Raw genomic sequence first — 26,903 nt, 5'->3', positions numbered from 1 at the left:
CCGGGACCGCCACACCCGGCCGGGGCAGCGAAAACGTGCCGCGACGGGCCGCGAATACGACACAGAGTAGGACCCGCTCGGTCCGCTGCGGCAGCACGGTTTACGATTCGAAGAGCGCAAGCTAACCGTCGTGTGCCCGGGCGCCCCCGGACACATGCTGACAGTGGAGCCTGCGGAGCGACCTAAAGGCACCTTCAGGAGGATCAGTGACTGCCGTAGAGCCCCAGCCAGTCCCTCAATTAGAAGCGACTCGGCCTTTTCCGGCGCGGACCGGTCCCAAGGGGTCGTTCATCTACAAGATGGTCACCACGACCGACCCGAAGGTCCTCGGCGTCATGTACCTGACGACCTCGATGGTCTTCTTCCTCATCGGTGGCCTGATGGCGCTGATGATGCGTGGTGAGCTGGCGCGCCCGGGTCTGCAGTTCCTCTCGCCCGAGCAGTTCAACCAGCTGTTCACCATGCACGGCACGATCATGCTGCTGTTCTACGCGACGGCGATCGTGTTCGGCTTCGCCAACATCATCCTGCCGCTGCAGATCGGCGCCCCCGACGTCGCCTTCCCGCGCTTGAACGCCTTCAGCTACTGGCTGTATGCGTTCGGCGCGACCATGGCGACCGCGGGCTTCATCACCCCCGGTGGTGCCGCCGACTTCGGCTGGACGGCCTACGTCCCGCTGACCGACATCCTGCACTCGCCGGGCGTCGGCACCGACCTGTGGATCCTGGGCCTCGCGGTCTCCGGTCTGGGCACCATCCTCGGTGGTGTCAACATGCTGACCACCGTCGTCTGCCTGCGCGCGCCCGGTATGACCATGTTCCGGATGCCGATCTTCACCTGGAACATCGCCGTCACCAGCGTGCTGGTGCTGCTGGCCTTCCCGCTGCTGACCGCCGCCCTGTTCGGCCTGGCCTACGACCGCCACCTGGGTGGCCACATCTACGACCCGGCCACCGGCGGTATCCTGCTCTACCAGCACCTGTTCTGGTTCTTCGGCCACCCCGAGGTGTACATCATCGCGCTGCCGTTCTTCGGCATCGTCTCCGAGATCTTCCCGGTCTTCAGCCGTAAGCCGATCTTCGGTTACACCACCCTGGTCTACGCGACCCTCGGTATCGCCGCGCTGTCCATCGCGGTGTGGGCGCACCACATGTACGCCACCGGCGCGGTGCTGCTGCCCTACTTCTCGTTCATGACCTTCCTGATCGCGGTCCCGACCGGTGTGAAGTTCTTCAACTGGATCGGCACCATGTGGAAGGGCCAGCTGACCTTCGAATCACCGATGTTGTTCTCCATCGGCTTCATCGTGACCTTCCTCTTCGGTGGTCTGTCCGGTGTCATCCTCGCCAGCCCGCCGCTGGACTTCCACGTCACCGACTCCTACTTCGTGGTCGCGCACTTCCACTACGTGCTCTTCGGCACCATCGTGTTCGCCACCTACGCCGGCATCTACTTCTGGTTCCCGAAGATGACCGGCCGGATGATGGACGAGCGCCTGGCCAAGTGGCACTTCTGGACCACCTTCATCGGCTTCCACACCACCTTCCTGGTGCAGCACTGGCTGGGTGCGGAAGGTATGCCGCGTCGTTACGCCGACTACCTGCCCAGCGACGGCTTCACCACGCTGAACACGGTCTCCACCATCGGCGCGTTCGTGCTCGGCGCCTCGATGCTGCCGTTCCTGTGGAACGTGTTCAAGAGCTACCGTTACGGCGAGGTCGTCACCGTGGACGATCCGTGGGGCTACGGCAACTCGCTGGAGTGGGCCACCACCTGCCCGCCGCCGCGGCACAACTTCTACGAGCTGCCGCGCATCCGGTCCGAGCGTCCGGCCTTCGAGCTGCACTACCCGCACATGGTCGAGCGGATGCGGGCCGAGGCCCACGTCGGCTGGGGTTCGGGCAAGCATGCCACCGAGGTGCATGAAGGCGCGGCCCTGACCAAGTAACGGCGGAAGACACCATTCCGGATGAGTGTGCACCTGCTGGGGTGACCAGCGGGTGCACACTCGTTTGGTGAGGGCGGTCCCCGCCCCATCGCACACAGACTGGAGCGCAGGGTTGGCAGACACCACAGTTCTCGTCACCGTCACCGGGCCCGACCGGCCCGGTGTGACCTCGGTGCTACTCGCGGCGATGTCGCGACATCAGGTCAGCCTGCTGGACGTGGAGCAGGTCGTCATCCGGGGCCGGCTGACCCTGGGCGTGCTGGTGACCTGCCCGAACGATCCCGAAGAACTGCAGGACGAGCTCGAAGAGGCGATGAACACCGTCGGCATGCACGTCGACGTCGACATCGATGCCGAGCCCGCCCGCGCGCCGGTGCCCACCCACGCCGTGGTGATCCTCGGCGCCCCGGTGACCGCGCGCGCCTTCAGCGCCGTCTCCCGTCAACTTGCCGCGCTGGGTGCCAATATCGACGCCATTCGCGGAGTCGCCGACTACCCGGTGACGGGCATGGAACTGATGGTCTCGGCCACCGACACCGGCGACGACACCGATTCCCGGCTGCGCACCGCCCTGGCCGACGTGGCGGTGGCCGAGGAGGTCGACGTCGCGGTGGAGCGGGCGGGACTCGCGCGCCGGGCCAAGCGGCTCATCGTCTTCGACGTCGACTCCACCCTGATCCAGGGCGAGGTCATCGAGATGCTGGCCGCGCACGCCGGTGTCGAGGACGAGGTGCGCCGGGTCACCGAATCGGCGATGCGCGGCGAGATCGACTTCGGCGAATCGCTGCGGCAGCGGGTGGCGACACTGGAGGGGCTCGACGAATCGGTGATCGAGGAGGTCGCCGAGCGCATCGAACTCACCCCGGGCGCGCGCACCACCATCCGCACACTGCGCAGGCTCGGCTTCCGCTGCGGTGTGGTCTCCGGTGGTTTCCGTCAGGTGATCGAGCCGCTGGCCCACGATCTGGAACTGGACTTCGTGCAGGCCAACACCCTCGAGATCGTCGACGGCAAGCTCACCGGCCGGGTCGTCGGCGATATCGTCGACCGGGCAGCCAAGGCCACCGCGCTGCGTAAGTTCGCCGCGGAGGCGGGGGTGCCGATGGAGCAGACCGTCGCGGTGGGTGACGGCGCCAACGACATCGACATGCTCAATGCCGCGGGCCTCGGCGTCGCCTTCAATGCCAAGCCCGCGCTGCGCGAGATCGCCGATGCCGCCCTCTCGCATCCCTACCTGGACGCGGTGCTGTTCATCCTGGGCGTCACCCGCGACGAGGTCGAGGCGGCCGACGCCAAGGACGGGCTGCTGCGCCGGGTCCCGCTGGGCTGAGCCGGCCATGACCAACACTCCGGAATCGGTCGAGGCGATCGAGGATCCCGCACCCGCCGAACCCCGGCCGACCGACGGCGATTTCGCCGCCAGGCATGCCGAACTCGCCACCGGATACGGCGGCGCAGGCGACCCCGACGATCCGGCCATGGTGCAGGCCATGCAGATGGTGCTCTACCTGCCCAAGGCCGATCCGCCGGCGCGCAGCGCGCTGCTGGCGGCCGCGGCGGCCTCGGCGGTGGCCTTGTGCCTGGACCCGCGCGTCGGACCGGGCGGGGAATGGGCGGACCGGTATCTGGCGTGGAAACGGTCGCGGATCCGCAAGGTCGCCCGGCGGGCGCGCGGTGCGCAGTGGGCCGCGGCGAACGAGGTCGACGGCGTCACCGTGGAGTTGGGCGGCGCTCAGGCCCGCGCCTTGGTACCAGGGCCGGTCGGGCAGATCGATCCGCGGATCCGGAAGTTGCAGATCGGCGGCACCGACCTCGAGCACGACGATCCGGGACCGCCGGACCCCGAACTGCCCGTGCTGTGGGTCAATTCGGCGCTCGGGATGACCCTCGGCAAGGCCGCGGCGCAGGTGGGGCACGCGAGCATGCTGCTCGCCGGTGCGCTACCGGAATCGGCCGCGCGCGCCTGGGCCGAGCGTGAGTTCGCCTGTGCGGTGCGTGAATCGGACCCCGAACACTGGGCCGAGTTGAGCCGCGCGGTGGCCGGTGGCACGGCCGTCGCGGTGCGTGACGCCGGGTTCACCGAGGTGGCACCGGGTTCGATGACGGTGATCGCCACGCCCGGCCTGCTCACTCGCTGAATCCGCCGGTATCTGTCACCGCCGGTACGCGGGCCGGTCGTACGCGCGCCCGGGTTTTGGGCCAAGATGGAGCGCGTGCCGCAACCGGATCCCGATCTGCTCATCGATTTCACCGACGTCACCATCCGCCGCTCGGGCCACACCCTCGTCGGCCCGGTCACCTGGCAGGTGGAGCTCGACGAACGCTGGGTCGTGCTCGGCCCCAACGGCGCGGGCAAGACCTCACTGCTGCGGATGGCCGCCGCCGAAGTCCATCCCACCTCCGGCATCGCGCATCTGCTCGGCGAGGTGCTCGGCAAGGTCGACGTCAGCGAACTGCGGCCGCGCATCGGCCTGTCCTCGGCCGCGGTAGCGGGCCGCGTGCCGCGCGAGGAGAAGGTCAGCGATCTGGTGGTCTCGGCCGGCTACGCGGTGCTGGGCCGCTGGCGCGAACGCTACGACGACGTCGACACCGACCGCGCGATCGACATGCTGGAAAGCCTCGGCGCCGAACACCTCGCCGACCGCACCTACGGCACCCTGTCCGAGGGCGAACGCAAGCGCGTCCTCATCGCCCGCGCGCTGATGACCGACCCCGAACTACTCCTACTCGACGAACCCGCCGCCGGACTCGACCTCGGCGGCCGCGAGGAACTGGTGGAACGCCTGGGCGATCTGGCCGCCGACCCGGACGCCCCCGCGATCGTGCTGGTCACCCACCACGTCGAGGAGATTCCGCCGGGATTCACGCACGGCCTGTTGCTCAACGAAGGCTCGGTGGTCGCCCAGGGCCTGCTCAGCGACGTCCTCACCGCCGAGAACCTCAGCGAAGCCTTCAGCCAATCCATTGCCCTCGACCGTGTCGACGGACGCTACTTCGCCCGCCGGGCGCGCCGCTTCGGGAAACACCGCTCGCGCTGATCCGACGCCATCGGACTGCCGCTCCCCAAGCGGGCGTTAGGGTGCAGGAATGAGTGACGTGGTGCTGCCCAAGGACGCTTCGACGGTGATGCTGGTGCGCGACGGGGCCACCGGGCCCGAGGTGTTCCTCCAGCGCCGGGTCGGGGCCATGGCGTTCGCCGCCGGGATGACCGTGTTCCCCGGCGGCGGAGTCGACGCTTCCGACGCGACCGCCGACATCGCTTGGGCCGGGCCGGAACCGGCGTGGTGGGCCGAGCGCTTCCGCACCACCGAACCGCGTGCGCAGGCCCTGGTCTGCGCGGCCGTGCGGGAAACCTTCGAAGAGTGCGGGGTGCTGCTGGCCGGACCCGCCGCCGATCAAGTCGTCGCCGATACCGCCGGCTACCGCGAGGCCAGGGGTGAGCTGGAGCGTCGTGAGCTGTCGCTGGCGCAGTTCCTGGTGCGGGAGAACCTGGTGCTGCGCGCCGACCTGCTGCGCCCCTGGGCCAACTGGATCACCCCCGAGGTGGAGAAGCGCCGCTACGACACCCGCTTCTTCGTCGCCGTGCTCCCAGTGGGCCAGCGCGCCGACGGCGCCACCTCCGAGGCCGCCGAGGTGCAGTGGCGCACCCCGGCCGAGGCGCTCGACCGCTGGCGGGCCGGGTCCGACATCCTGCTGCCGCCCACCTGGGCCCAACTGGACGCGCTGGCAGGCTACGCCTCGACCGCCGAGATCCTGGCCGCCGAACGCGACATCGACCCGATCGAACCGGTCTTCAGCGCCGCCGAGGGCAGGAAGGCGCTCAGCTTCCCCGACTGCGCCCGCTACTTCGACGACCTCCCCGATCAGCGCAAGCTGCAAGGCTCCACGCGCGAATGAGAGATCCGGCGCGCACCCGGTAGCGTGCCAGCCATGGCCGAATTCGTGACCGTGGACGAGCTGGACGGCGACACCGAACGCCGGGTGGCGGTGCTGCGCATCGCCCGTGCGCCGATGAACCTGCTGAACATCCAGGTGGTGCGGGAGCTGGCCGGCGCGGCCCATGCCATCGGCGAGGATCCGCAGATCGGGGCGGTGGTCGTCTACGGCGACGAGCGCGTCTTCTGCGCCGGCGACGATCTCGCCGAACTGGCTGCCCTCTCGGCCGAGCAGGCCACCGCCGTGGCCGCCGATCTCCAGCACGCGCTCGGCTGCCTGGCCCGGCTGCCACAGCCGACGGTGGCCGCGATCAGTGGGTACGCGCTCGGATCCGGTCTGGAACTGGCCCTCGGCGCCGACCGCCGCGTCATCGGCGACAACGTCAAGCTCGGACTGCCGCAGATCAAGGCGGGCCTGATCCCGCTGGCCGGTATCCGCAGGCTCACCGCGCTCATCGGGTCAGGCGCGGCCAAGGATCTGGTGTACACCGGACGCTTCGTGGAACCGGACGAAGCGCGCGCCCTCGGACTGGTCGACGAGGTCGTGGCACCCGACGACGTCTACACCGCCGCAGTGGGGTGGGCGCGCGGTTTCCTGGACGGCCCGGCCCGCGCCTTGGCGGCGGCGAAAGCGGTGTTCGAGGCCGGCCCGCACGGCCACGATCGGGCCCGAATCGCGTGGTCGGAGCTGTTCGGTACCGAAGATCGCCTGATAGGAACACGTTCTTATTTGGCCGACGGGCCCGGCTCGGCGGAGTTCGTCGGACGCTGATCTGCCGACTAGCGCACGATCCCACCCACTGGTATCAGACGACCTATAGCGAGGGTTTAGGCTAGGCGACCATGACGGTACGCCACGACGACCCCGCGCCGAACCCGCATGCCACCGAGGCCGAGGTCGAAGCCGCGCTCAAGGACACCAAACTCGCCCAGGTCCTCTACCACGACTGGGAAGCCGAGACCTACGACGACAAATGGTCGATCTCCTATGACGAACGGTGTATCGAGTACGCGCGCGGCCGCTTCGACGCCGCGGTCGGGCCCGTGGCGCTGCCCTACGGCCGGGCGCTGGAACTCGGCTGCGGCACCGGCTTCTTCCTGCTGAACCTGATGCAGGCCGGGGTGGCCAAGAGCGGTTCGGTGACCGACCTGTCGCCGGGCATGGTGAAGGTCGCCCTGCGCAACGCGCAGAACCTCGGCCTGGACGTGGACGGCCGCGTCGCCGACGCCGAAACCATTCCCTACGAGGACAACACCTTCGACCTGGTCGTCGGCCACGCCGTGCTGCACCACATCCCGGACGTGGAACTCGCGTTGAAGGAATGCCTGCGCGTGCTCAAGCCGGGCGGTCGCCTGGTCTTCGCCGGTGAGCCCACCACCGCGGGCAACTTCTACGCCCGCTGGCTCGGTCGCATCACCTGGGGCGCCACCACCAACCTCACCAAGCTGCCCGGTCTGGCGAGCTGGCGCCGTCCGCAGGAGGAGCTGGACGAGTCCTCCCGCGCCGCGGCCCTGGAAGCCGTGGTCGACCTGCACACCTTCACCCCCGACCAGCTCGAGGCGATGGCCCGCTCGGCCGGCGCCGTCGAGGTCGCCGCGCACACCGAGGAGTTCGCCGCGGCGCTGTGGGGCTGGCCGGTGCGCACCTTCGAGGCCGCCGTGCCCGCCGAGAAGCTCACCTGGCGCTACCGCATGGCCATGTACAAGGCGTGGCTGGGCCTGAGCTGGGTGGACGAGAACGTCATGCGCCGCGTGGTGCCGCGCCAGTTCTTCTACAACGCCATGATCACCGGCGTGAAGCCGGGCGCTCCGGGCCAGTAGTGGGTTACGGCTTCAGCCACGAGGACGTCGTCTTCCTGGCCGGTGCGGCGGGCGCCGCCGCACTGGCCGACGTGGACCGGCTGGAGCTGACCCCGGCGACGCACCTGCGGGATCTCGAGCGGGTGCGCCGCGACCACGGCGACCGGGCGGCGGCACTGATCGAGACCGTGCGGCTGCGCCGCCGGGCCGTCGCCAAACTCGCCGATGCGGGGGAGTGGCTGTTCACCGACGACGCCCTCCAGCAGGCCACCCCGACGTTGGTCGCGCGGCATCGAGCCACCCGGCTCGCCGGTCGTGCGGTGCACGATGTGACCTGCTCGATCGGCGCCGAACTGGCCGAGCTGGCGCGCGTGTGCCCGGCGGTGATCGGCAGCGATCTGGACGAGGTTCGCCTCGCGATGGCGCAGCACAATGTCGGTCGGGGCGCTGTACTGGCCCGAGCCGACGCGCTGGTCCCCTGTAGCCGTGACACGGTGATCATCGCCGACCCGGCGCGACGGGCCGACGGCAAACGCACCCACGACCCGGCGAAGCTGCAGCCACCGTTGCCCGATCTGCTCGCTGCCTATTCCGGCCGCGATATGGCCGTGAAGTGTGCTCCCGGACTGGATTTCGATGCCCTCGACTGGCCGGGCGAGGTCGAGGTGGTGTCGCTGGACGGTGCGGTCCGGGAAGCCTGCCTATGGTCTGCGGGGCTGACCGAGCACGGCGTCAGCCGTCGCGCGACCGTGCTGTCGTCCACCGGCCGCGCCACCACCCTCACCGACGCCGAATCCGACGAGATCCCGGAGCGGGAGCCGGGGGAGTGGATCATCGATCCCGACGGTGCCGTCGTTCGCGCGGGTCTCGTCCGCCACTACGCCGCGAAACACGGCCTGTGGCAGCTGGACCCGCGTATCGCCTACCTCACCGGCGACCGGGTGCCCGACGGTGTGCGCGGCTTCCGCGTGCTCGACCGGCTCGCCTTCCGGGAGAAGTTGCTGCGGGCCGAACTGCGTAGCCGTGATTGTGGCGCGTTGGAAATCCTGGTGCGCGGCGTCGACGTCGATCCCGATCAGCTGCGCCGTCGCCTGAAACCTGCGGGCTCGCAGCCGCATACGCTCGTGATCACCCGCATCGGCCGCGACGCGACCGTGTTCCTGTGTGCGGCCGCGTCCGCTCGATAACGCCGGGCGCCTCACGACTGTGCCGGGACCGTCGCGAGGCGGGCGCTAGCCGATCGCTTCCATCTTCTTCACCACCCGCTGCACCGTCAGCCAGGTGCGGGTGGTGATGTCCTTGCCGTAGGTGCGTTCCAGCCACGCCATGAAATCGGGTGTGCGGGGCGTGCTGTTGTCGACGACGAACAGGAAGACGCGGGCGGCGGGGTCGTAGCCGACGACGCGGGTGAGCGGATCGGGATTCTCGGGTAGCTCGATCGGCTCGGTGCTGGTGCTCTTGAGGAACGTCGCGGTGAGGTAGGTGCCGCGTCCGTGGGTGAGCCCCTCGAACGGGTCGGAGTCCAGCAGGGCGCGCAGCTCGTCGTAGTCGCGCAGGATGGTGCCGCCCGGAATGCCGAGCTCCTGGTTGAGGCCCTGCTGGATCCGGTCTTCGAGCTCGGCCGGATCGGTCTCGGCGGTGCGGAAGACGATATTGCCGCTCGACACCACCGAGGCGACCGCCTCGAAACCGAGCCCGGTGAACACGCCTCGGAGCTTGTCATTGGTCATGTTCGGGTTCATCGGGGCGATCCCGCGCAACAGCGCCGCGTACCTCGTCATGGGGCAGACGGTAATGGATCGGTCCGACAACCGGGCGCTACATCAGCCGGCCCGCGCGGGTGGCGGGCTCATGCCCCGGCGGGGGCGCCGTTCTTCTTGCGTTCGATGTCCTCGAGCGCCGCCAGGTAGGCCGCGCGCTGCTCGGCTCCGGATTCCCACGCCGCCTTGCGGTTCTTGACCACCTTCGCCGGTGCGCCGACAGCGATGGAGTAATCGGGGATCTCGCCCTTCACCACCGCGTGTGCACCGAGCACACAGCCACGGCCGACGCGGGTCTCGCGCAGCACCGTCACCTTGGCGGCGATCCAGGTGTCGGGGCCGATGCGGACCGGGCTCTTCACGATGCCCTGATCCTTGATCGGCATGGTGATGTCGTCCATCTTGTGGTCGAAGTCGCAGATGTAGCACCAGTCCGCGACCAGCGTCGATTCGCCGATCTCGATATCGAGGTAGGTATTGACGACGTTGTCCTTGCCGAAGACCACCTTGTCGCCGATGCGCAGCGAGCCCTCATGGCAGCGGATGGCGTTGCCGTCGCCGATGTGCACCCAGCGGCCGATCTCCATCCGGCCCAGCTCCGGCGTCGCGTGGATCTCCACATTGCGGCCGAGGAACACCATGCCGCGCAAGACGATATGCGGGTTGGTCAGCCGGAACTTGAACAGCCGGTAGTAGCGCACCAGATACCACGGCGTGTAGGCCCGGTTGGCGATCACCCAGCGCAGCGAGGCCAGGGTAAGGAAACGCGCCTGCTGTGGATCGCGGCGCCGCGATCCCCGCCACCGTGAACGCAACGGTGCGCCCCACATGCTCGTCACGAACTGCTCTCCCGTCGTGTGTCCGCCTATCGCGCACACAGCCTACTGACGTGCTGCCCCGAGCGGATCGATACCCGTCGGCTAACCTCACTGGCACGCGCGGGCGCGCGGGGAGTTGATCACGGCAGATCGCGTGTGAAGGAGAGCAGCAGGTGCGAAGCGGCGGCGTACGAGCTGTATCCGGCCGGCCACGGCTGCGGGCGCAGACGGCGGCGGCGCTACTCGCGGTGGGCGCGGTGGTGCTCACCGGCTGCGGCACCGACGTCGACGACATCACCGTCGGCCCCGGACTCGGCTGGCCGGGCCCCCATCACGACGCCCGCAACAGCGGCACCAGCCCGGTCACCGGCGCGCACGCGGTCGAGCTGCAGTGGTCGCGTCCGGTGGGCGGGCCGATCGCGACGCCGGTCGGGGTGGCGGCCGAGGGACAGATGTTCGTCACCACCCGCACGCCGTCGGGCTGCAATATCTTCTCCTTCCAGATGCCCACCGGGCGCAAGCGGTTCTGTAATCCGATGGGGCCGAACGCGGTCTCGTCGCCGACGGTGATCGACGGCCTCACCAACGTCTACGTCGGCGACGACAGCGGCGTGACGTCGATGAACTACCTCGGTCAGCCGCGCTGGCGCACCGCGGTCGCCGGTGTGCCGGTGTCGTTGCAGTTCACCGGCGACAGCAATCTGCTCACCATCACCCAGGCCGGTCAGGTCGATGTGCTGTCGCGGCAGACCGGCCAGCGCTTGGTGCCCACCATGCAGCTGCTCGGCCAGCCCGACTATCTGGAGCTTCCCGCGCTGAGCTGGCCGCCGTCGGGTGACGGCCTGGCCGACTGCCCCACCGGCGGCCCGCAGTGCGCGGTCGCCAATGTCTCGCCCATCGACACCGCATCGGGCCGTTTCTACGCGACGGTGTGGCGTCCGGGTGAGGCCCGCGCCTCGCTGGTGGCGTTGCGCTACGCCGACGGCGAGGTCGAGCAGCTGTGGAGCGCGGAGATGCTCGAGGGTGGCAGCGCCACCAGCCCGGCGCTGTCGGCGGACGGGCGAACGGTCTACGTCGGCGACAACAGCGACCGGCTCATCGCCGTGGACGCGCTGGAAGGCAGCACCAAATGGGTGCATCCGCTGGAGTGGACCCCGCGCCGCGGCATCTCGGTTTCCGACGACGGGCTGATCATCCCGGCCGGCGACGACGGCTATCTGCTCGCCCTGCGCGACAACGGCGACACCGTCGAACAGGTCTGGGAGCGTAAGGATCTCGGCCACCGTGGCACCCCGGCCCAGACCGCGGGCCACACCGGCTACACCGTCGCCGCCATCGGCGAGGGCCTCAACCTGATCACCTTCGACACCGAGACCGGTCAGACCCTTGATTCCGATGTGCTGCCGGGCGCACAGGGGACCACCACGGGCACCTCGGTGAGCGCCGACGGTGAGGTGGTCGTGGCGACCCGGATCGGCGAGATCTTCGTCTTCGCGCCGCAGGAGTGACGGCCGGTCAGACCGGCTGGCTCGGATCGCGTTCGGGTAGCGGGCGCATGGTGATCACCGGCCGGCCGAGCGGGGTGCGCACCCGGCGCTTGGCGGCCTGATACACCTGCGCGGTTTCGGCGGCCACCACATCCCAGGCGAAATCGGCGGTCAGCCGCTCGCGGGCGGCGTAGGCGCGTTCCTGGGCGGCGGCCGGATCGTCGAGCACCGCGCGCACGGCCTGGACGAGCCCGTCCACGTCGGCCGGTTCGAACGACGCGCCGGTCACCCCGTCGATCACGGCCTCGCCGAGCCCACCGGCGGTGGAGGTGACCAGCGGAGTCCCCGCCGCGGCCGCCTCGAGTGCGACGATGCCGAACGGTTCGTAGCGGCTGGGCAGCACGATGGCGTCGGCGCCGTGCAGCCAGCCGAGCAGTTCGGCGTGGTCGAGCTGGCCGGCGAAATTCACCGCCCGCGCCACCCGGTGCACCCGGGCCCGCTCGCGCAACCATTCGAACTGGGTGCCCACACCGGCGACGGTGAGCGTGGTGCCGGGATGGGCGCGCCGGATCCGCGGCAGCGCGGCGATCGCATCCTGCACGCCCTTCTCGTATTCCAGCCTGCCCACATACAGCAGCCGCGGCGGGCCGCTGCGGGGCGGGCGCGGCCGGAAGGTCCAGGCGCCGACGTCGATGCCGTTGCGGATGACGGTGAGCGGGATGCGGTCGGGCTGGTAGAGCCGTTCCACCTCGTCCTGCATCGACGTCGAGCAGGTGATGAGGGCGTCGGATTCGTTGGCCAGCCACCACTCCACCGAATGCACCTGGCGGTTCACCTTGCCGGAGACCCAGCCGCTGTGGCGTCCGGCCTCGGTGGCGTGAATGGTCGACACCAGCGGCACGTCGTAGTACTCGGCCAGCGCGATGGCGGGATGGGCCACCAGCCAGTCGTGGGCGTGCACCACATCGGGTGTCCAGCCCTCGCCGATACCCGGCTTGTTCAGCGCCACGCCCGCGCGCACCATGGCGTGGCCCATCGCCAGCGTCCACGCCAGCATGTCCTCGCCGAAATCGAAGAACGGCGGGTCCTCGGCGACGGCGACCACCAGCACGCCGTCGGCGATGTAGGAGTGTGTGGGATGGGTCGACGGATCGGTGCCGGTGGGGCGGCGCGCCAGCACGACCACCTCGTGGCCTGCGGCAGCGAGCTCGGTGGCCAGATGATGGACGTGCCGGCCCAGCCCGCCGACGACGACCGGCGGGTACTCCCACGACACCATCAAGATCTTCATGTATGTCCTTCTGCGGTGGCAGCGCGCAAACGGCGCGCGTCCAGGGCCGGGAAGAATCCGTCGGCCGCCCCCCATCCTGCCGCCAACTGCCGTGCTTTGGCGAGCTGACCGGCCCCGACGGCCGCCGCGATTTCGCGGACGGCATGCGCGTGCTGATGTGCGCGTTCGCGGGCGTACCCGGCGGCGGAGTCCTTGCTGACCATGAAGGCCCAGTCGCTGGACACGGTCAGGATGGCCTCGCGCAGTAGCTGATCGGCCACCTGGTCGCGGCCGGTCGCCGAGGATTCCGCGCGCATCTTATCGACCGTGTCCAAGGCAAGGGCGACGACGTCGTCGTTGAGTTCCACCAGGTCACGCACCTGATCGCCGGCCCAGACCCGCCAGTCCTTACCCGAGCCCCAGGACGAATCGGTCAGCTGCACCGGCTCGCCGACGTACCCGCCGGCCCGCGCGTCGGCCAGCGTGCCGACGGTGACGCCCGCCTCGGGCAGCGCGCGCAGCACCTGGGCCAGCCACTGCGGACCCTCGTGCCACCAGTGTCCGAACAGTTCGGTGTCGAACGCCGCCACCACCAGTGCCGGCCGTCCGATCCGCGCCGATTCGGTGATGAGCCGTTCGCGCACCGTGGCCACGAAGTCGTCGACGTCGGCGCGCACCGCGGCGGCCGCCAGCTCGGGGTCATAGGGCGCCTTGTCCGGTCCCGCGACCGTTTTGCCGGTGACCCGGGCGGGTTTGAGACCGGTGGCGTGGTCGTAGTGATGGAAGTCGCGGTAGGCGCTGTGGCCCGGGTACCCGGACTTGGGCGACCACACCCGGTAACTGACCTGCAGATCGCGTCCGAAGGCCACCACCTCGGACTCGCGCACGGGGCGTCCGAGGCTGGAATCGCCGCGCAGCGCGGGCCCGTCGACCATGAAATGCGTCACACCCGCGGCGTCGTAGCCGACCTCCATGCCGGGGGTGTAACCGCATTCGGGCGCCCAGATCCCGGCCGGGGTGTGGCCCCACCGCAGCCGGGCGTCGGCCAGGCCCTCGGTGAGCTGGAATTCGCGCAGCCGGGGGTCGAGCAGCGGCTGGAACGGATGGGCCAGCGGGCCGCCGAGCAGTTCGATCGCCTCGGCATCGATCAGCTGCCGCCACACCGGCGCGGCGCCGTGGCGCCAATGCTGTTCGAACTCCGCCAGCGCGGCCGCGGCCAACCGGTGTTCGTGGCGGCCTAGCGCGATATTGCCCGCCATGGCGGCTTCGTCGGCGCGCAACTGCCAATTGCCCAGCCAGTGATGCATACCGGCCAGGCAATGCGGATCGTCGAGCTGCGCCGCCAGCACCGGCGTGATGCCGAGGGTCAGCAGATGCGAACGTCCTTCGGCGGCAAGGGTTCTCAAGACCTCGACGACCGGCAGATAGGACGCCGCCCAGGACTGGTAGAGCCATTCCTCGCCCACCGGCCAACGGCCGTGATGGGCCAGCCAGGGCAGATGCGAATGCAGGACCAGGGTGAACTGGCCCGGCACGGGTTGTGCGTTGTCGGTCAAGGCTTCACCGCGATGGCCACCAGATCCAGGCTCGCATCGATGTCGTCGGGGGTCAGGGCGAAATCGTCGATGGTGACGGCGGCAACGTCGGCGGTGAGTTCGGCGGGCCAGGGCTCACCGGCCAGCGCGCGCTCGATCTGCGCGTCGATGAACGAGCCACCGTGCTTGGCGTCCAAGGCTTTCAGCGCCGGGCCGTGATGCACGCCCGTCATCAGCGACACCTCGAAACCGGCGTCCACGAGGAGTTCGGTGAGTTCGGCGGCGTTCAGCTCGCGGGTGTGGAACGGGTTGAGCGGGGTGTCGCGGCCGGGGGAGAAGGTGATCCGGTTCGGGGTGCTGATCAGCAGTTCGCCACCGGGCCGCAGCACCCGCAGGCATTCCCGCAGGAACTGGGATTGATCCCAAAGATGTTCGATCACTTGGAAATTCACCACCACGTCGACGGAGGCGTCCTCCAGCGGCAGGTCGGCGAGATTGCCCTGGATCATCTCCACCCGCGGGTATCGCGCGCGCACGTGCTCGACCGCGCTCGCGTCATAGTCCAGCCCGATCACCCGGGTGGCGACACCGGCGATCATGTCGGCGCCGTAACCCTCCCCGGAACCGGCCTCGAGCACAGTCTTGCCTGCGCAGCGCTCGAGCAGTCGTGCGTAGACGATCTCGTGCCTGCGGAACCAGTAGTTTTCCTCGGCGATTCCAGGCACGGTGCGCTCGCCGGTCAGCGGCAGCGGGTCGAGTGCGCCCGGCGTCGCGGCGGTCATGGGTGCCGGTTCGCCTACTGCGGCAGGAATCACAGCCTCACTCATCGTTCTGACGTTACTGGTACGGGCCGGTGAACTTGTTCCCGGTCTGGTGTTCGGCGCCCTCGCGGAGTAAGTTACCCACCAGTAACTTAACGTAGGGTAGTGTCACGCCCTGAGCGACTCACATGGACGTACGGCCCGCCGGATCGTGCGACCGACCGCCCATACCCGTGTACCCAGAACAGGAGGTCGACGAAGACCGATGCCGAACATCGTCGTACTCATCAAGCAGGTTCCCGACACCTGGTCCGAGCGCAAGCTCTCCGATGGTGACTTCACCCTCGACCGCGAGGCCGCCGACGCGGTGCTCGACGAGATCAACGAGCGCGCCGTCGAGGAAGCGCTGCTGATCAAGGAGGCGCAGGGCGGCGAGGTCACCGTGCTGTCGGCCGGACCCGACCGCGCCACCGAGGCCATCCGCAAGGCGCTGTCCATGGGCGCCGACAAGGCCATCCACATCAACGACCCGGCGATCCACGGCTCCGACGCCGTGCAGACCGCGTGGGTGCTGGCCGGCGCGCTCGGCCAGGTGGAAGGCGTGGAGCTGGTCATCGCCGGTAACGAGGCCACCGACGGCCGCGCCGGTGCCGTGCCCGCGATCATCGCCGAGTACCTGGGCATCCCGCAGCTGACCCACCTGCGCAAGCTGACCGTCGACGGCGACAAGATCACCGGCGAGCGCGAGACCGACGAGGGCGTGTTCAAGCTCGAGGCCAACCTGCCTGCCATCGTCTCGGTCACCGAGAAGATCAACGAGCCGCGCTTCCCGTCCTTCAAGGGCATCATGGCCGCCAAGAAGAAGGAAGTGCAGACCTTCACCCTGGCCGACCTGGGCATCGACCCGGACACCGTGGGTGTGGCCAACGCGGGCACCGCGGTCACCGCCTCGACCCCGAAGCCCCCGCGTACCGCGGGCGAGAAGATCGCCGACGAGGGCGACGGCGGCACCAAGATCGCCCAGTACCTCATCGGTCAGAAGATCATCTGATCCGCTCGTACGAGACTGCTTAGGAGAGAACACAAATGGCAGAAGTACTTGTGCTCGTCGAGCACGCCGACGGTGCGGTCAAGAAGGTCAGCACCGAACTGATCACCGCCGCCCGTACCCTGGGCTCGCCGTCCGCCGTGGTGCTGGGCACCGCGGGCACCGGTGAGAAGCTGGCCGACGCGCTCGCCGCGGCCGGCGCCGAGAAGATCTACATCGCCGAGTCCGACGATGTGGACAACTACCTGGTGACCCCGAAGGTCGACGTGCTGGCCGGCCTGGTCGAGGCCGCTTCGCCCGCCGCCGTCATCGTCGCCGCCTCCGCCGAGGGCAAGGAGGTGTCGGGCCGCCTCGCCGCGCGCATCGGCTCCGGCCTGCTCGTCGACGTCATCGGCGTCAACGCCGATGGCTCGGTCGTGCACTCCATCTTCGGTGGCGCCTTCACCGTCGACGCCAAGGCCACCGGCGACGTGCCGGTGATCTCGGTGCGCCCGGGTGCGGTCGAGGCCGCTCCGCAGGCCGGTGCCGGCGAGAAGGTCACCGTCGAGGTTCCGGCGCAGGAAGAGGGCGTGGTCAAGGTGACCTCGCGCGAGCCCGTCGTCGCCGGTGACCGTCCGGAGCTCACCGAGGCCGCCATCGTGGTCTCCGGTGGCCGCGGTGTCGGTTCGGCCGACAACTTCTCGGTCGTCGAGCAGCTGGCCGACTCGCTCGGTGCCGCCGTCGGTGCCTCGCGTGCCGCCGTCGACTCCGGCTACTACCCGGGTCAGTTCCAGGTCGGTCAGACCGGTAAGACGGTCTCCCCGCAGCTCTACATCGCCCTGGGCATCTCCGGCGCCATCCAGCACCGCGCCGGCATGCAGACCTCGAAGACCATCGTCGCGGTCAACAAGGACGAAGAGGCCCCGATCTTCGAGATCGCCGACTACGGCATCGTGGGCGACCTGTTCAACGTCGCCCCGCAGCTGACCGAAGCGGTCAAGTCGCACAAGGGCTGAACCCTGGTGCGTTGAATGGCGAATCTGTGGCCTCGACCGTCATCGGTCGAGGCCACAGATCTCTTCGATGCCAGCGAGCTATCATGCTCGCATGGCCATGCCGATTGCTTCGAGCGACGAGCGTCCTGATCTGCCCGACTCCATGAGCTGGGAAGAGCTGGAAAAGCTGCCAGAAGAGATTGCCGCGCAGATCGAGCTGTGGGATCGGCGTGTGGTGTGGGTGCGGCGCGGTCCGGGTGAACACCAGCTGGCAATGCGGCGGCTCACCCACGAGATCGAACAGGGCGCGCGGGCGGATATGGCCTCGCACTCCGAGCGATGCTGGCGAGTGAACCTCGAGACCAACGTATTCTTCGGGCACACCGGAAAATCCGACTTCGTCACCCCCGACTTCCTCGTCCACCGCTGCCTCCCTCCGGGCGCCGATGTCCGCGCCGCCGATACGGTTCTGGTCGGCGAAGTGTTGTCCCCATCGAACACGCCGGGAGAAGTCGAAGCGAAGAAGGCTCGGTACGCGAGTGCGGGTATCCCCTCGTATTGGGAAGTCGAGCTGAAGTCCGACCTCACCGGTATCGGTGCGATCCGCGTGTACATCCTCGAGATCGGTTATGCGGAGCTGCCGCCGGGTGTCCGCCCACTCCGGTCGTCCAACTATCTTCTGGCGGGTGAATGGTCGCCGGATTCCGCGCTCGGGGTGTCGTTCCCGTACCCATTCGCGATCGAGATCGCGTGGTCGGCGCTGGTCTTCTGAGGTTGAACCCCGGGCGGATCAGTCTGTCCGGTAGCGTCGCGGTGTTCGACCGCGATCGGAAGGAGCAGGCGTGCTGGGGGTGGGTACGACCTTCGCCGGGTATCAGCTCGAAGGTGTGCTGGGGCAGGGTGGCATGGGCACGGTGTATCTGGCCCGGCATCCGCGGTTGCCGCGCAGTGTGGCGTTGAAACTGCTGAATCGGCAGGTCTCGGAGGATCCGGAGCTGACGCGGCGGTTCGAGCTCGAGGCCGATGTGGTTGCGCGGCTGGATCATCCGGGGATCGTCGGCGTCTACGATCGCGGCGCCGACGACGGGCACCTGTGGATCGCCATGCAATACATTCGCGGCACCGACGCGGCGTCCTGGGACGGTCGCGCGCATCCGGCCATCGAGGCGGTGCGGCTGATCGGCGAGACGGCGGCCGCGCTGGACTACGCGCACGGGCAGGGTGTGCTGCACCGCGATATCAAGCCCGCCAACATTCTCTTCGCCGAGGCCGACGCCAATCGGGAAGCGCACGCGGTGCTCACCGATTTCGGTATCGCCCGGCTCACCGACGCCAACACCAAACTCACCGCCACCGGAACCTTCACCGCCACCATCGCTTTCGGCTCGCCCGAGCAGCTCTCCGGTGAAGTGGTCGACGCGCGCAGCGATCAATACTCGCTGGCCTGTACCCTGTTCGCGGTCCTGGCCGGGCAATCGCCGTATGCCTCGACCAATCCGGGTCAGGTGGTGATGGGCCACATCTCCCAGCCCGTGCCGCGACTCACCGACTTCCGTAAGGATCTGCCGCCGGGAGTCGACGCCGTGCTCGGCCGCGCGATGGCCAAGCGCCGCGACGAACGATTCGGCAGCTGTGGGGAATTCGCCGCCGCGATGCGGGATGCGCTCGAGGGTAGGCATGTGGCGATGCCGGTGCTGGCATCGTCGCCGACGATCGTGCAGGCCGGGTCGGTCGGACCGGACGGCGGGGCACATGTCGCCGCGCCGCCTGCCGCGTGGCCGCCGCACCGCGGCGCCCCGATGCCCGGTCCCGGCCGACGGTTTGCCGCGCCCGGCTATGGTCCGGCGGCGTGGAATCCGGCGTACGGTCCGAAGCCCCCGATGAAGACCGCGCTCACCGCCGGAATCATCACGCAGCTGTTCGGTGTGCTCGCGGCGGGCATCTTCGTCCTGGGCGTGGTGGAAACCGTGAAGGCGCTCGGCGACGGGCGCGAGCATCTGTTGCAGGAAAACCTGCTGCCACTCGGCCTGGTGACCATCGTGGCCCTGTTGTGGAATGGCGCCGGTCTGCTCCTGCTCGCAGGCAGACCCGTGGGCCGGATCCTGACGATCATCTGTTCGGCAATCGCGACCCTGCTCGGCATCATCGTGTGCATTGCCATCGCCGTCACGGGAGTCTGGCTCGCGCTCCTCGCTTACTTCCCGCTCTTGGTCGTCGTGGGCACCGCGCTGATCTGTGCGACATCCCCGTCCACCAAACGGTGGATCGCCTATCGGGTCGCTCAGCGCGCGGCCACCCGCTGGCGCTGAGTACTGCTGGCGCTGGGCACTGCTGGCGCTGAGCACCGGTCGCGCCGAGCGGCGACTCGATACCGCTGACCAGCGCGATCCCCGGGCGCTGAGCGGCGACCTGTCCGCGTCAGGTCTTCATCAGCGTCAGTGTCGACGATATCGGCCGGCCGGTAACGGTGCGCGGCATCGTCCGGGCCGCACCGAACGCCGAGGTCTACGAGGCGACGCCGGCGTCCGTGCCGAACTCGCCGCGCGGAATTCGCTTGCCTGACGCGCAGCCGCACCCCAGGCTGGCAGCGTGACGATCGCACTGCCGCCGGACGTGGCCGAATCGATCCGCGACTTCTTCGACGAGGAGGGCGAGCGCTGGCTTGCGGCCCTGCCGGAACTCGTGACAGCCCGCTGCCGCGACTGGGACCTCGAGCTGATCGGCGCACCCTTCGGCGGCGGCACCCATTCGTTCGTCGCACCGGTGCGCAGCCACGATGATTCCGTCGCCGTGCTGAAGGTTCCCTTCGTCGACGAGGAGAACGCCGGTGAGCCCGCCGGCCTGCACTGCTACGCCGGTGACGGCGCCATCCGGCTCTACGACTTCGATCCCGGCAGCGGTGCCATGTTGCTCGAGTGGGCGCGGCCGGGTGAACCGCTGCTGCGTCAGCCGAGTCCACCGCTGGAAGGGGAGCCCGAGAACGCGGGGAAGGTGCTGATCGCCGCCGAGTTGTATCGGCGTCTGCGCCGCAAACCCGGCGAGCTGCCGCCCGGATATCCGGCGCCGCCGTCGACCGCCGACTTGGTGGCCGAATGGGCACAATGGCCCGAAGACCCGGAGATCACCTCCGCGATCCCCGCGCCGCTGCTCGATCAGGCCCGCCGCTGGTGCACCGAACTCGCCGTACCCGACGGCCCGCTGCTGATCGTCAACCGGGACACCCATCTGGGCAATATCGTTGCCGCCGAACGCGAACCGTGGCTGGTGATCGACCCGAAACCGTACCTGGGTGAGGCGGCCTTCGACGCCGGGTTCCTGATCGTCAAACAGGTGCAGAGCAGGCCGGATGCGGACGATGCGCGCCGGATGGTGGCCGTGACCGCCGACGCGCTGGGGGTGGATTCCGAACGAGCCCGCGGCTGGGCGTTCATGCGTGCGGTGGAGCAGGTCGTCTGGTCGGTCGAGGACGACGACCTTGAACTCGCGCGCGATCTCGCGGTCGCGCAAGCCCTGTCCTGATCGCGCCTCACGCGCAGTGCAGGGCCGCCAGCAGCGTCGTCAGGATCGGCGACCGCCGCGCACCCGTGCGCAACACGGCCGATACCGGCACGCGCAACGGATGACCAGCCAACTCCAAGGTGGCGATGCCTTCGGTCGGGCTGTTGGCGTACAGGATCGTCCACGCGTCCGGATGATTGATCAGCTCCATGGTGGCCGTATGGTCCGGCGGGATGGGCGGGCCGTAGGTGGGGCCGGCGGGCTGATCGGCGAAGGCCGCGCGCACCACATTGTGCAGCAGGACCTGCTCGGACTCCGGTGGCAGCAGCAGTGGATAGGCGCTGAGGTCGGTCAACGTCACATCGGTGCGCCCGGCCAGTGGATGGGAGGTGGCGGTGGCGATCATCAGATCCTCCACCCACAGCTGCTCGACCGTCAGCCCCGGCTGATCCACGCTGCCGCGGATCAGCGCGAGGTCACAGTCACCGTCGGCGACCGCGGCGATACGCTGGCGGAAGGGTTTGATCACGAACTCGATCTCGGCGCCGGGATGCGCGTCGCGGGCGCCGGCGATGGCCGACAGCGAGCGGGTCGCGAACGACATGTTCGCCGCCAGCCGGATCCGCGGCCGGGAGGTGCGGACCGCGGCGCGGATGGCAGACTCCAGACTGAGCATTTGCTTGGCCAGCGGAAGTAGTCTGGTGCTCGCGTCGGTCGGCACCACCGATCGGGTGGACCGCTCGAAGAGCTGGACGCCGAGGTCGTGCTCGAGCCGGGCGATCTGATGACTGATCGCCGACTGCGAGATGAAGCAGCGGGTCGCGGCCCTGCTGAAGCTGAGCTCCTCGCACACCGCGACGAAGTAGGTGAGCTGGCGCAGCTCCACCGTTACCTCCATTAATTAGTGATGCAGATAAGAGTCATCTGAATTATGCGCCCTGACGGCTGAAATATCTCGGGTCCTGATAACGGTTCTTCATGATGAACAGGCTGTCATGATCAACAGGGGTGTTGTGAGGATGCGTAATACGCAAGCGGTACGGGCCGCGGAACCGGAGTTTGCCGAAGTCGTCATCGTCGGATCGGGCTTCGGCGGCCTGGCCGCCGCCAAGCAGTTGGCCAAATCGAACGTGAACTATGTGCTGATCTCGAGCACGCCGGAACATCTGTTCCAGCCACTGCTCTACCAGGTCGCGACCGGTGTGCTGGCCGCCGACGAGATCGCACCGCCGATCGCCTCGATCCTGCGCAGGCACGAACGCGCCGACGTCCGGCTGGGCAAGGTCACCTCCATCGATCCCGATGCCGCCGAACTCGTCTACGCGACCGCCGAGGGCCCGCGCCGCATCCGCTACGGCTCGCTGATCGCCGCCACCGGCGCCAACCAGTCGTATTTCGGTCGCGACGATTTCGCCGAGAAGACCTTCGCGCTCAAGACCATCGACGATGCCAAGCGGTTGCGCGCCCAGATCGACCATGTGTTCACTGCGGCGAAGCATGCCGACAAGGAGACCAGGGAGCGGCTGCTCAGCTTTGTCGTGGTCGGCGCGGGCGCCACCGGCGTCGAGGTGGCCGGCCAGCTGGCCGAACTCGCCAAGCGCTACTACCACCAGGACGTGTCGGTCACCCTGGTCGAGGGTGCCGGTGAGGTGCTGCCGCCGTTCGGTGGCGGGCTGTCGGAATACGCTAAGCAGTCGCTCACCAAGGGCGGGGTGGAGGTGCTGCTGGGCACCTTCGTCACCGATATCGAGCCCGGCAAGGTGACCGTCAAGGACAAGCAGGGCGTCGAACACCGCATCGCCGCGGAGACCGTCGTCTGGTCGGCCGGCGTGCAGGCCAGCGGTTTCACCAAGATCCTGGCCGAGGCCACCGGCGCCGAGACCGACCGTGCCGGACGGCTGCTGATCAACCCGGACCTGACCGTCGGCGGCTATGCCGATATCTACGCCATCGGCGATATGACCTCGCTGAAGGGCTACCCGGGCCAGTCGCCGGTCGCCATGCAGGAGGGCAGGCACGCCGCCGACATCATCCGGCGTAAGAAGCTGCCCGGCACCGAGTTCGAGTACTGGGACAAGGGCAGCATGGCGGTGATCCGCCGGCGCAGCGCCATCGCCAAGGTCAGCGACAAGATCAAGTTCAAGGGCCTGATCGCCTGGTACATGTGGCTGGCGGTGCACCTGTTCTATCTGGTCGGCTTCCGCAACCGGTTCATGGCGGTGATGGGCTGGCTGGTCGCCTTCACCGGAAACGGCCGCCCGGGCTTCGCCGAGATCGACCGGGACCGACCCGCCGCCGAGCAGCAACCGTCAATGGCGGCCTGACCAGGCTGTATTCCTCGCGTCGAGCGCGCTGCCGGGCCTCGGGCAGCGCGCTCGGTTGTGTGCTGCCGACGCCGCAGGGAACGCGCGTCGACGCCGCGGTGAACGCCGGGTGTGACGGCCGTCTCGTTCACCGAACGGGCATACACGCGACACTCGGCGGACGCTCCGGCGCAGTCTGCGGCTGGCCTCATAACGGATATGACTATTACGTCCGTGTTGACAGCCCAGGCTCGACCGACGGACACCGGGGTGGAACGGTCTCGGTATTCACTGGTCGTCTCCTCCGACACCGAGCACCGCACGGCCGCCCAGCGCCTGCGTTATGACGTCTTCGCCGCCGAACCCGGCTTCGAGATCCCCGATGACGGAACCGGTCTGGACGCCGACCGGTTCGATGAGCACTGCGATCACCTGCTGGTCCGCGATGAGCTGACCGAACAGTTCGTCGGCTGTTACCGGATGCTGCCGCCGGAGAAGGTCGCCGCCGCCGGCGGCTACTACACCGCCACCGAATTCGACCTCACCCGCCTCGACCCCACCGGCCACCGGATCGTCGAAATGGGCCGCGCCTGCGTGGTTCCCGATCACCGCAACGGTTCGGTGCTGACGCTGATGTGGGCGGGCATCCTGCACTACATCCAGCTCACCGGATACGAGTGGGTGATGGGGTGCGTGTCGGTGCCGATGCGTGACAACCCGGACGATCCGGCCGGAGTGAACGTGCGCGGCGTGCGCGACCTGCTGCTCGGCCGGCACGCCTGTGACCCCGAGCGCCGGGTCGAGCCGTACCGCCCCGTCGTGGTGGACGGCAAGTCGCTCGACGAGCTCGCCCCGCCCGCGCGCCCCAAGCTGCCGCCGCTGCTGCGCGGTTACCTGCGGCTGGGTGCGGAGATCTGCGGTGAACCCGCCCACGACCCCGATTTCGCGGTGGCCGATTTCGTCGCCCTGCTCGGCCTCGACACCATCAACACCCGATACCTGGAGCGGTTGCAGGGCGCCGCCGCCGGATTCGACAGCGGACGGTGAGCGTCATGGTGTTCGACGCCCCGCCCGCGACCGCCACCCACTCCTGGATGCCGATCAGCCCGTGCGGGCCGGGATGCGTACAGGCCGCCGATACCGCCGGTTCGGCCCGTGTCGCCGGCCGCGCCTTGCGCTTGGCCGGGCTGCTGGCCAGTTATCCGGCCGCGCATGTGCTCACCCCGGCTCGCCGGCGAGAGTGGTTGCAGCGCGAATACGCTCGCGGTGTCCTGCGCAGCTGCGGTATCGAACTGCGCGTGATCGACAACCGGGGTGCCGACGCCGACGGGCGGGCCCGGTACGCCGAGCCCGGCACGGGTGTGCTGGTGGTGGCCGGCCATATCGGCTGGTCGGATGTGGTGGTGCTGGCCGCCGTGCAGCCGCTGAGTTTCGTCGCCCGCGCGGATCTGATCGACTGGCCGATGCTCGGCCGGCTCGCCGAGCTGATGCGGATCATTCCCATCGAGCGTGAACGGTTGCGTGCGCTGCCGGGGGTCGTCGCCCAGATCGCCGAGCGCCTGGCCGCCGGCGAACGGGTCGCGGCCTTCCCGGAGGGCACCACCTGGTGTGGGCGCGCCTATGGGAAGCTGCGCCCGGCGCTGTTCCAAGCCGCTGTCGACACAGGCACGCCCGTCCAGCCGATCCGGTTGCGTTACCTCGACGCGCACGGTGAGCCCTGCACCGCAACCGGTTTCGTCGGCGACGACACCTTCGCCACCTCGGCCCGGCGCATCCTGCGCTCGCGCGGCATCGTCGCCGAGGTCGTGCTCGAGCCGGTTCAGCAGCCCGGCACCGACCGGCGCGAATTGGCGCGTCGCTGCGAAGAGTTGATGCGCGCACCGGAACTGTCGGATGGCGCGCGGTCGGCCCTCGAGGCGGCGAGTTCGCACCTGGCGGACGCTGTCGCGCGGACGGAGCGGCCGCACGCTGTCACGGGGGCGTAGCGAGCGTCCCGGCCAGCACACACGTCGTCCGGCTGAAGATCGACGGCATGCACTTGTTGCAGTGCGTGCACAGCGACGGGGTGTTCGCGTCCTGCTGAATCCGCAGCAGCAGATCCGGCTGACGCAGCAACGCCCGCGCCATGGCGACGAACTCGAATCCCTCATCCATGGCCCGCTGCATGGTCTCGGCGCTGGTGATGCCGCCGAGCAGGACCAGCGGCATCGTCAGTTCGTACCGGAACTGGCGGGCCAGATCCAGCATGTACGCCTCGCGGTAGGGGTATTCGCGCAGGAAGAACCGCCCGCCCAGGCGCATGCCCCAGCCCATCGCGCCGGGGAAGGCCTTGGCGAACTCCTTGCGCGGGGCGTCGCCGTGGAACAGGTACATCGGGTTGAGCAGGGAGCTGCCGATGGTGAGCTCGAGGGCGTCGAGGGTGCCGTCCTGTTCGAGCCAGCGCCCGATCTGCAAGCTCTCCTCGATGCGTAGCCCGCCGACCACACCGTCGTCCATATTCAGTTTCGCCAGCACCGCGATCCGGCCGCCCACCGCCTCGCGCACCGCCTCGGCGACCTCACGCGCCAGCCGCGCTCGATTGGCGAGGCTGCCGCCGTATTCGTCGCGGCGGCGGTTGAGCAGCGGGCTGAAGAACGAGCTGACCAGGTAGTTGTGCCCGAAATGCAGTTCCACCGCGTCGAATCCGGATTCCTCGGCGGTGTGGGCCGCGTCGGCGAACGCCCGCACCACCCGCTGCAATTCGGCGGCGTCAGGTCGCACGGTGCGCGCCATGCCGAGCGGACTGAACATCCGCCCCGGTGCGAGCGCGGGCAGCCGGTTGGACGCGGCATTGGCCACCGGTCCCGCATGCCCGATCTGCGCGCTCACGGCGGCGCCCTCGGCGTGCACGGCCTCGGTGAGCCGGCGCAGACCGGGCACCGCCTCCGGCCGCATCCAGATCTGATGACGGTCGGTGCGGCCTTCGGGGGAGACGGCGCAATAGGCGACCGTCGTCATCCCGACCCCGCCCGCGGCCGGTGCGCGGTGGTAGTCGATCAAGTCGTCGGTGACGAGGGCGTCCGGGGTGCGGCCCTCGAATGTCGCCGCCTTTATTACTCGGTTGCGCAAGGTGATCGGGCCGAGGCGCGCGGGGGAGAACACCGTTTTCATCGTGCCTCCACCGGCGCGCACAGGCCCGCGGTCACGAACGCGCGCAGCGTCGTGACCGCTTGCGGGGACAGGTCGCGGTCCTCGGCCAGTGGCGAACCGAACTGTCCCAGAACGAGATCGAACGCCAGCATCCAGCGCGACCGGGCCTCGTGCGCGGATAGCGCCGGATACTGCTGCCGGAGCAGGTCGGCGAACGGTTCGAGAGTGAACCAGCGCGCGGTCCAGCCGATGTCCTGGCGCCCCAGCACCAGCCGCGCCAGCAATCGGATATGCAGCCGGCCGATCGGATCGTCGGCCAGCCGGACCAGTGGGTCGATCACCGCGTCGACGCATTCGGCCACAGTGGCGGCCCGCCCGGCGAGATCGTCCAGCGACGCCTCCCACAGTGGACCGAGCCTGCTCTGCAACAGCGCCGCCACCAGCGCCTGTTTCGACCCGAAGTGGTAGTGCACCGCGGCCGGATTCACCCCGGCCGCGGTGCACACCGCGCGAATGGACACCCGCTCATACCCCGATTCGAGCAGCAGGCGCTCGGCGGCCGACAGCAGCCGGTCGCGGGTGTCGGTTTCTACTCCGCTCATGGCAATGAGTAGAACATGTGTCAATCAGTGATTC

The 26,903-nt window shown here is 69.0% G+C and carries 25 protein-coding genes; 17 read left to right on the top strand and 8 right to left on the bottom strand.

Translation table 11 applies throughout. From position 1 onward, the window contains the following. Positions 1 to 206 precede the first annotated feature (206 nt). The 8 genes from ctaD (at position 207) to NOCYR_RS20255 (ending at position 8,871) form a co-directional block, all read left to right on the top strand. On the top strand, positions 207 to 1,949 hold the full coding sequence (gene ctaD / locus NOCYR_RS20290; protein ID WP_081505462.1) for a cytochrome c oxidase subunit I: 1,743 nt from the start codon (positions 207 to 209) through the stop codon (positions 1,947 to 1,949). Positions 1,950 to 2,061: 112 nt separating this feature from the next. Further along, positions 2,062 to 3,279: a phosphoserine phosphatase SerB gene (gene serB, locus NOCYR_RS20285; RefSeq protein ID WP_014352269.1), complete on the top strand. Its 1,218-nt coding sequence runs from the start codon at positions 2,062 to 2,064 to the stop codon at positions 3,277 to 3,279. Between the two features lie 7 nt (positions 3,280 to 3,286). Continuing rightward, positions 3,287 to 4,087 (top strand): peptidyl-tRNA hydrolase, encoded by an 801-nt coding sequence (locus NOCYR_RS20280; protein WP_014352268.1) that lies wholly within the window; start codon positions 3,287 to 3,289, stop codon positions 4,085 to 4,087. 66 nt (positions 4,088 to 4,153) lie between these two features. Further along, entirely contained in the window at positions 4,154 to 4,987 is an 834-nt protein-coding gene (locus NOCYR_RS20275) for an ABC transporter ATP-binding protein (RefSeq protein ID WP_014352267.1), read from the top strand. 49 nt (positions 4,988 to 5,036) lie between these two features. Beyond that, positions 5,037 to 5,846, top strand: a complete 810-nt coding sequence (locus NOCYR_RS20270; RefSeq protein WP_014352266.1) for an NUDIX hydrolase — start codon at positions 5,037 to 5,039, stop codon at positions 5,844 to 5,846. Positions 5,847 to 5,879: 33 nt separating this feature from the next. Beyond that, positions 5,880 to 6,656 (top strand): enoyl-CoA hydratase-related protein, encoded by a 777-nt coding sequence (locus NOCYR_RS20265; protein WP_014352265.1) that lies wholly within the window; start codon positions 5,880 to 5,882, stop codon positions 6,654 to 6,656. Between the two features lie 71 nt (positions 6,657 to 6,727). Continuing rightward, entirely contained in the window at positions 6,728 to 7,705 is a 978-nt protein-coding gene (locus tag NOCYR_RS20260; RefSeq protein ID WP_014352264.1) for a class I SAM-dependent methyltransferase, read from the top strand. After that, a complete protein-coding gene (locus NOCYR_RS20255) occupies positions 7,705 to 8,871 on the top strand; it encodes a THUMP-like domain-containing protein (protein WP_014352263.1) in 1,167 nt (388 codons plus the stop codon). The genes NOCYR_RS20260 and NOCYR_RS20255 overlap by 1 nt, the downstream gene beginning before the upstream one ends. 45 nt (positions 8,872 to 8,916) lie before the next feature. Here NOCYR_RS20255 and NOCYR_RS20250 read toward each other — a convergent pair whose 3' ends face one another. Together NOCYR_RS20250 and NOCYR_RS20245 are read right to left on the bottom strand one after the other, a co-directional pair. Further along, positions 8,917 to 9,465, bottom strand: coding sequence for a DUF1697 domain-containing protein (locus tag NOCYR_RS20250; protein WP_014352262.1), 549 nt, complete (start codon positions 9,463 to 9,465; stop codon positions 8,917 to 8,919). A gap of 68 nt (positions 9,466 to 9,533) precedes the next feature. Next, positions 9,534 to 10,274 (bottom strand): acyltransferase, encoded by a 741-nt coding sequence (locus NOCYR_RS20245; RefSeq protein ID WP_014352261.1) that lies wholly within the window; start codon positions 10,272 to 10,274, stop codon positions 9,534 to 9,536. Positions 10,275 to 10,435: 161 nt separating this feature from the next. On the opposite strand from NOCYR_RS20245, the gene NOCYR_RS20240 reads away from it, so the two are divergent. Continuing rightward, positions 10,436 to 11,770: a PQQ-binding-like beta-propeller repeat protein gene (locus NOCYR_RS20240; protein WP_231855971.1), complete on the top strand. Its 1,335-nt coding sequence runs from the start codon at positions 10,436 to 10,438 to the stop codon at positions 11,768 to 11,770. Positions 11,771 to 11,777: 7 nt separating this feature from the next. On the opposite strand, the gene NOCYR_RS20235 is transcribed toward NOCYR_RS20240, so the two are convergent. The 3 genes from NOCYR_RS20235 to NOCYR_RS20225 are packed head-to-tail and all read right to left on the bottom strand — an operon-like array spanning position 11,778 to position 15,336. Then, entirely contained in the window at positions 11,778 to 13,040 is a 1,263-nt protein-coding gene (locus NOCYR_RS20235; RefSeq protein ID WP_014352259.1) for a glycosyltransferase family 4 protein, read from the bottom strand. Then, the gene (locus NOCYR_RS20230; RefSeq protein WP_014352258.1) at positions 13,037 to 14,575 is read right to left on the bottom strand and encodes a glycoside hydrolase family 57 protein; all 1,539 of its coding nucleotides are present in this window, start codon (positions 14,573 to 14,575) and stop codon (positions 13,037 to 13,039) included. Before NOCYR_RS20230 ends, NOCYR_RS20235 begins: the two co-directional genes overlap by 4 nt. Continuing rightward, positions 14,572 to 15,336: a class I SAM-dependent methyltransferase gene (locus NOCYR_RS20225; protein WP_014352257.1), complete on the bottom strand. Its 765-nt coding sequence runs from the start codon at positions 15,334 to 15,336 to the stop codon at positions 14,572 to 14,574. The genes NOCYR_RS20230 and NOCYR_RS20225 overlap by 4 nt, the downstream gene beginning before the upstream one ends. A 244-nt stretch (positions 15,337 to 15,580) precedes the next feature. On the opposite strand from NOCYR_RS20225, the gene NOCYR_RS20220 reads away from it, so the two are divergent. From NOCYR_RS20220 to NOCYR_RS20200, 5 genes are all read left to right on the top strand, one after another. After that, positions 15,581 to 16,366, top strand: a complete 786-nt coding sequence (locus NOCYR_RS20220) for an electron transfer flavoprotein subunit beta/FixA family protein (RefSeq protein ID WP_014352256.1) — start codon at positions 15,581 to 15,583, stop codon at positions 16,364 to 16,366. A 35-nt stretch (positions 16,367 to 16,401) separates the two neighbouring features. Continuing rightward, positions 16,402 to 17,358 (top strand): electron transfer flavoprotein subunit alpha/FixB family protein, encoded by a 957-nt coding sequence (locus NOCYR_RS20215; RefSeq protein WP_048833562.1) that lies wholly within the window; start codon positions 16,402 to 16,404, stop codon positions 17,356 to 17,358. A gap of 91 nt (positions 17,359 to 17,449) precedes the next feature. After that, positions 17,450 to 18,109: a Uma2 family endonuclease gene (locus NOCYR_RS20210; protein ID WP_231855970.1), complete on the top strand. Its 660-nt coding sequence runs from the start codon at positions 17,450 to 17,452 to the stop codon at positions 18,107 to 18,109. Between the two features lie 70 nt (positions 18,110 to 18,179). Then, positions 18,180 to 19,646 (top strand): serine/threonine-protein kinase, encoded by a 1,467-nt coding sequence (locus NOCYR_RS27980; RefSeq protein ID WP_014352253.1) that lies wholly within the window; start codon positions 18,180 to 18,182, stop codon positions 19,644 to 19,646. Positions 19,647 to 19,926: 280 nt separating this feature from the next. Beyond that, on the top strand, positions 19,927 to 20,856 hold the full coding sequence (locus NOCYR_RS20200) for an aminoglycoside phosphotransferase family protein (protein ID WP_014352252.1): 930 nt from the start codon (positions 19,927 to 19,929) through the stop codon (positions 20,854 to 20,856). A gap of 7 nt (positions 20,857 to 20,863) precedes the next feature. On the opposite strand, the gene NOCYR_RS20195 is transcribed toward NOCYR_RS20200, so the two are convergent. After that, the gene (locus NOCYR_RS20195) at positions 20,864 to 21,721 is read right to left on the bottom strand and encodes a LysR family transcriptional regulator (protein WP_014352251.1); all 858 of its coding nucleotides are present in this window, start codon (positions 21,719 to 21,721) and stop codon (positions 20,864 to 20,866) included. A gap of 133 nt (positions 21,722 to 21,854) precedes the next feature. On the opposite strand from NOCYR_RS20195, the gene NOCYR_RS20190 reads away from it, so the two are divergent. From NOCYR_RS20190 to NOCYR_RS20180, 3 genes are all read left to right on the top strand, one after another. After that, positions 21,855 to 23,159, top strand: coding sequence for an NAD(P)/FAD-dependent oxidoreductase (locus NOCYR_RS20190; protein ID WP_014352250.1), 1,305 nt, complete (start codon positions 21,855 to 21,857; stop codon positions 23,157 to 23,159). 198 nt (positions 23,160 to 23,357) lie between these two features. Beyond that, positions 23,358 to 24,185, top strand: coding sequence for a GNAT family N-acetyltransferase (locus tag NOCYR_RS20185; protein WP_048833561.1), 828 nt, complete (start codon positions 23,358 to 23,360; stop codon positions 24,183 to 24,185). Continuing rightward, complete coding sequence (locus NOCYR_RS20180; protein WP_014352248.1) at positions 24,182 to 25,123, top strand: lysophospholipid acyltransferase family protein; 942 nt, start codon at positions 24,182 to 24,184, stop codon at positions 25,121 to 25,123. The genes NOCYR_RS20185 and NOCYR_RS20180 overlap by 4 nt, the downstream gene beginning before the upstream one ends. On the opposite strand, the gene NOCYR_RS20175 is transcribed toward NOCYR_RS20180, so the two are convergent. Together NOCYR_RS20175 and NOCYR_RS20170 are read right to left on the bottom strand one after the other, a co-directional pair. Next, a complete protein-coding gene (locus NOCYR_RS20175; protein WP_014352247.1) occupies positions 25,110 to 26,288 on the bottom strand; it encodes an NADH:flavin oxidoreductase in 1,179 nt (392 codons plus the stop codon). The two genes, NOCYR_RS20180 and NOCYR_RS20175, sit on opposite strands and share 14 nt — an antisense overlap. Continuing rightward, positions 26,285 to 26,869: a TetR/AcrR family transcriptional regulator gene (locus tag NOCYR_RS20170; RefSeq protein WP_014352246.1), complete on the bottom strand. Its 585-nt coding sequence runs from the start codon at positions 26,867 to 26,869 to the stop codon at positions 26,285 to 26,287. The genes NOCYR_RS20175 and NOCYR_RS20170 overlap by 4 nt, the downstream gene beginning before the upstream one ends. Positions 26,870 to 26,903: the final 34 nt, after the last annotated feature.

The organism is Nocardia cyriacigeorgica GUH-2, assembly GCF_000284035.1.
In the GTDB taxonomy this organism is placed as follows: domain Bacteria; phylum Actinomycetota; class Actinomycetes; order Mycobacteriales; family Mycobacteriaceae; genus Nocardia; species Nocardia cyriacigeorgica_B.
The sequence above is the reverse complement of the archived record's forward strand: the minus strand, read 5'-3'. Positions and strand labels throughout refer to the sequence as shown.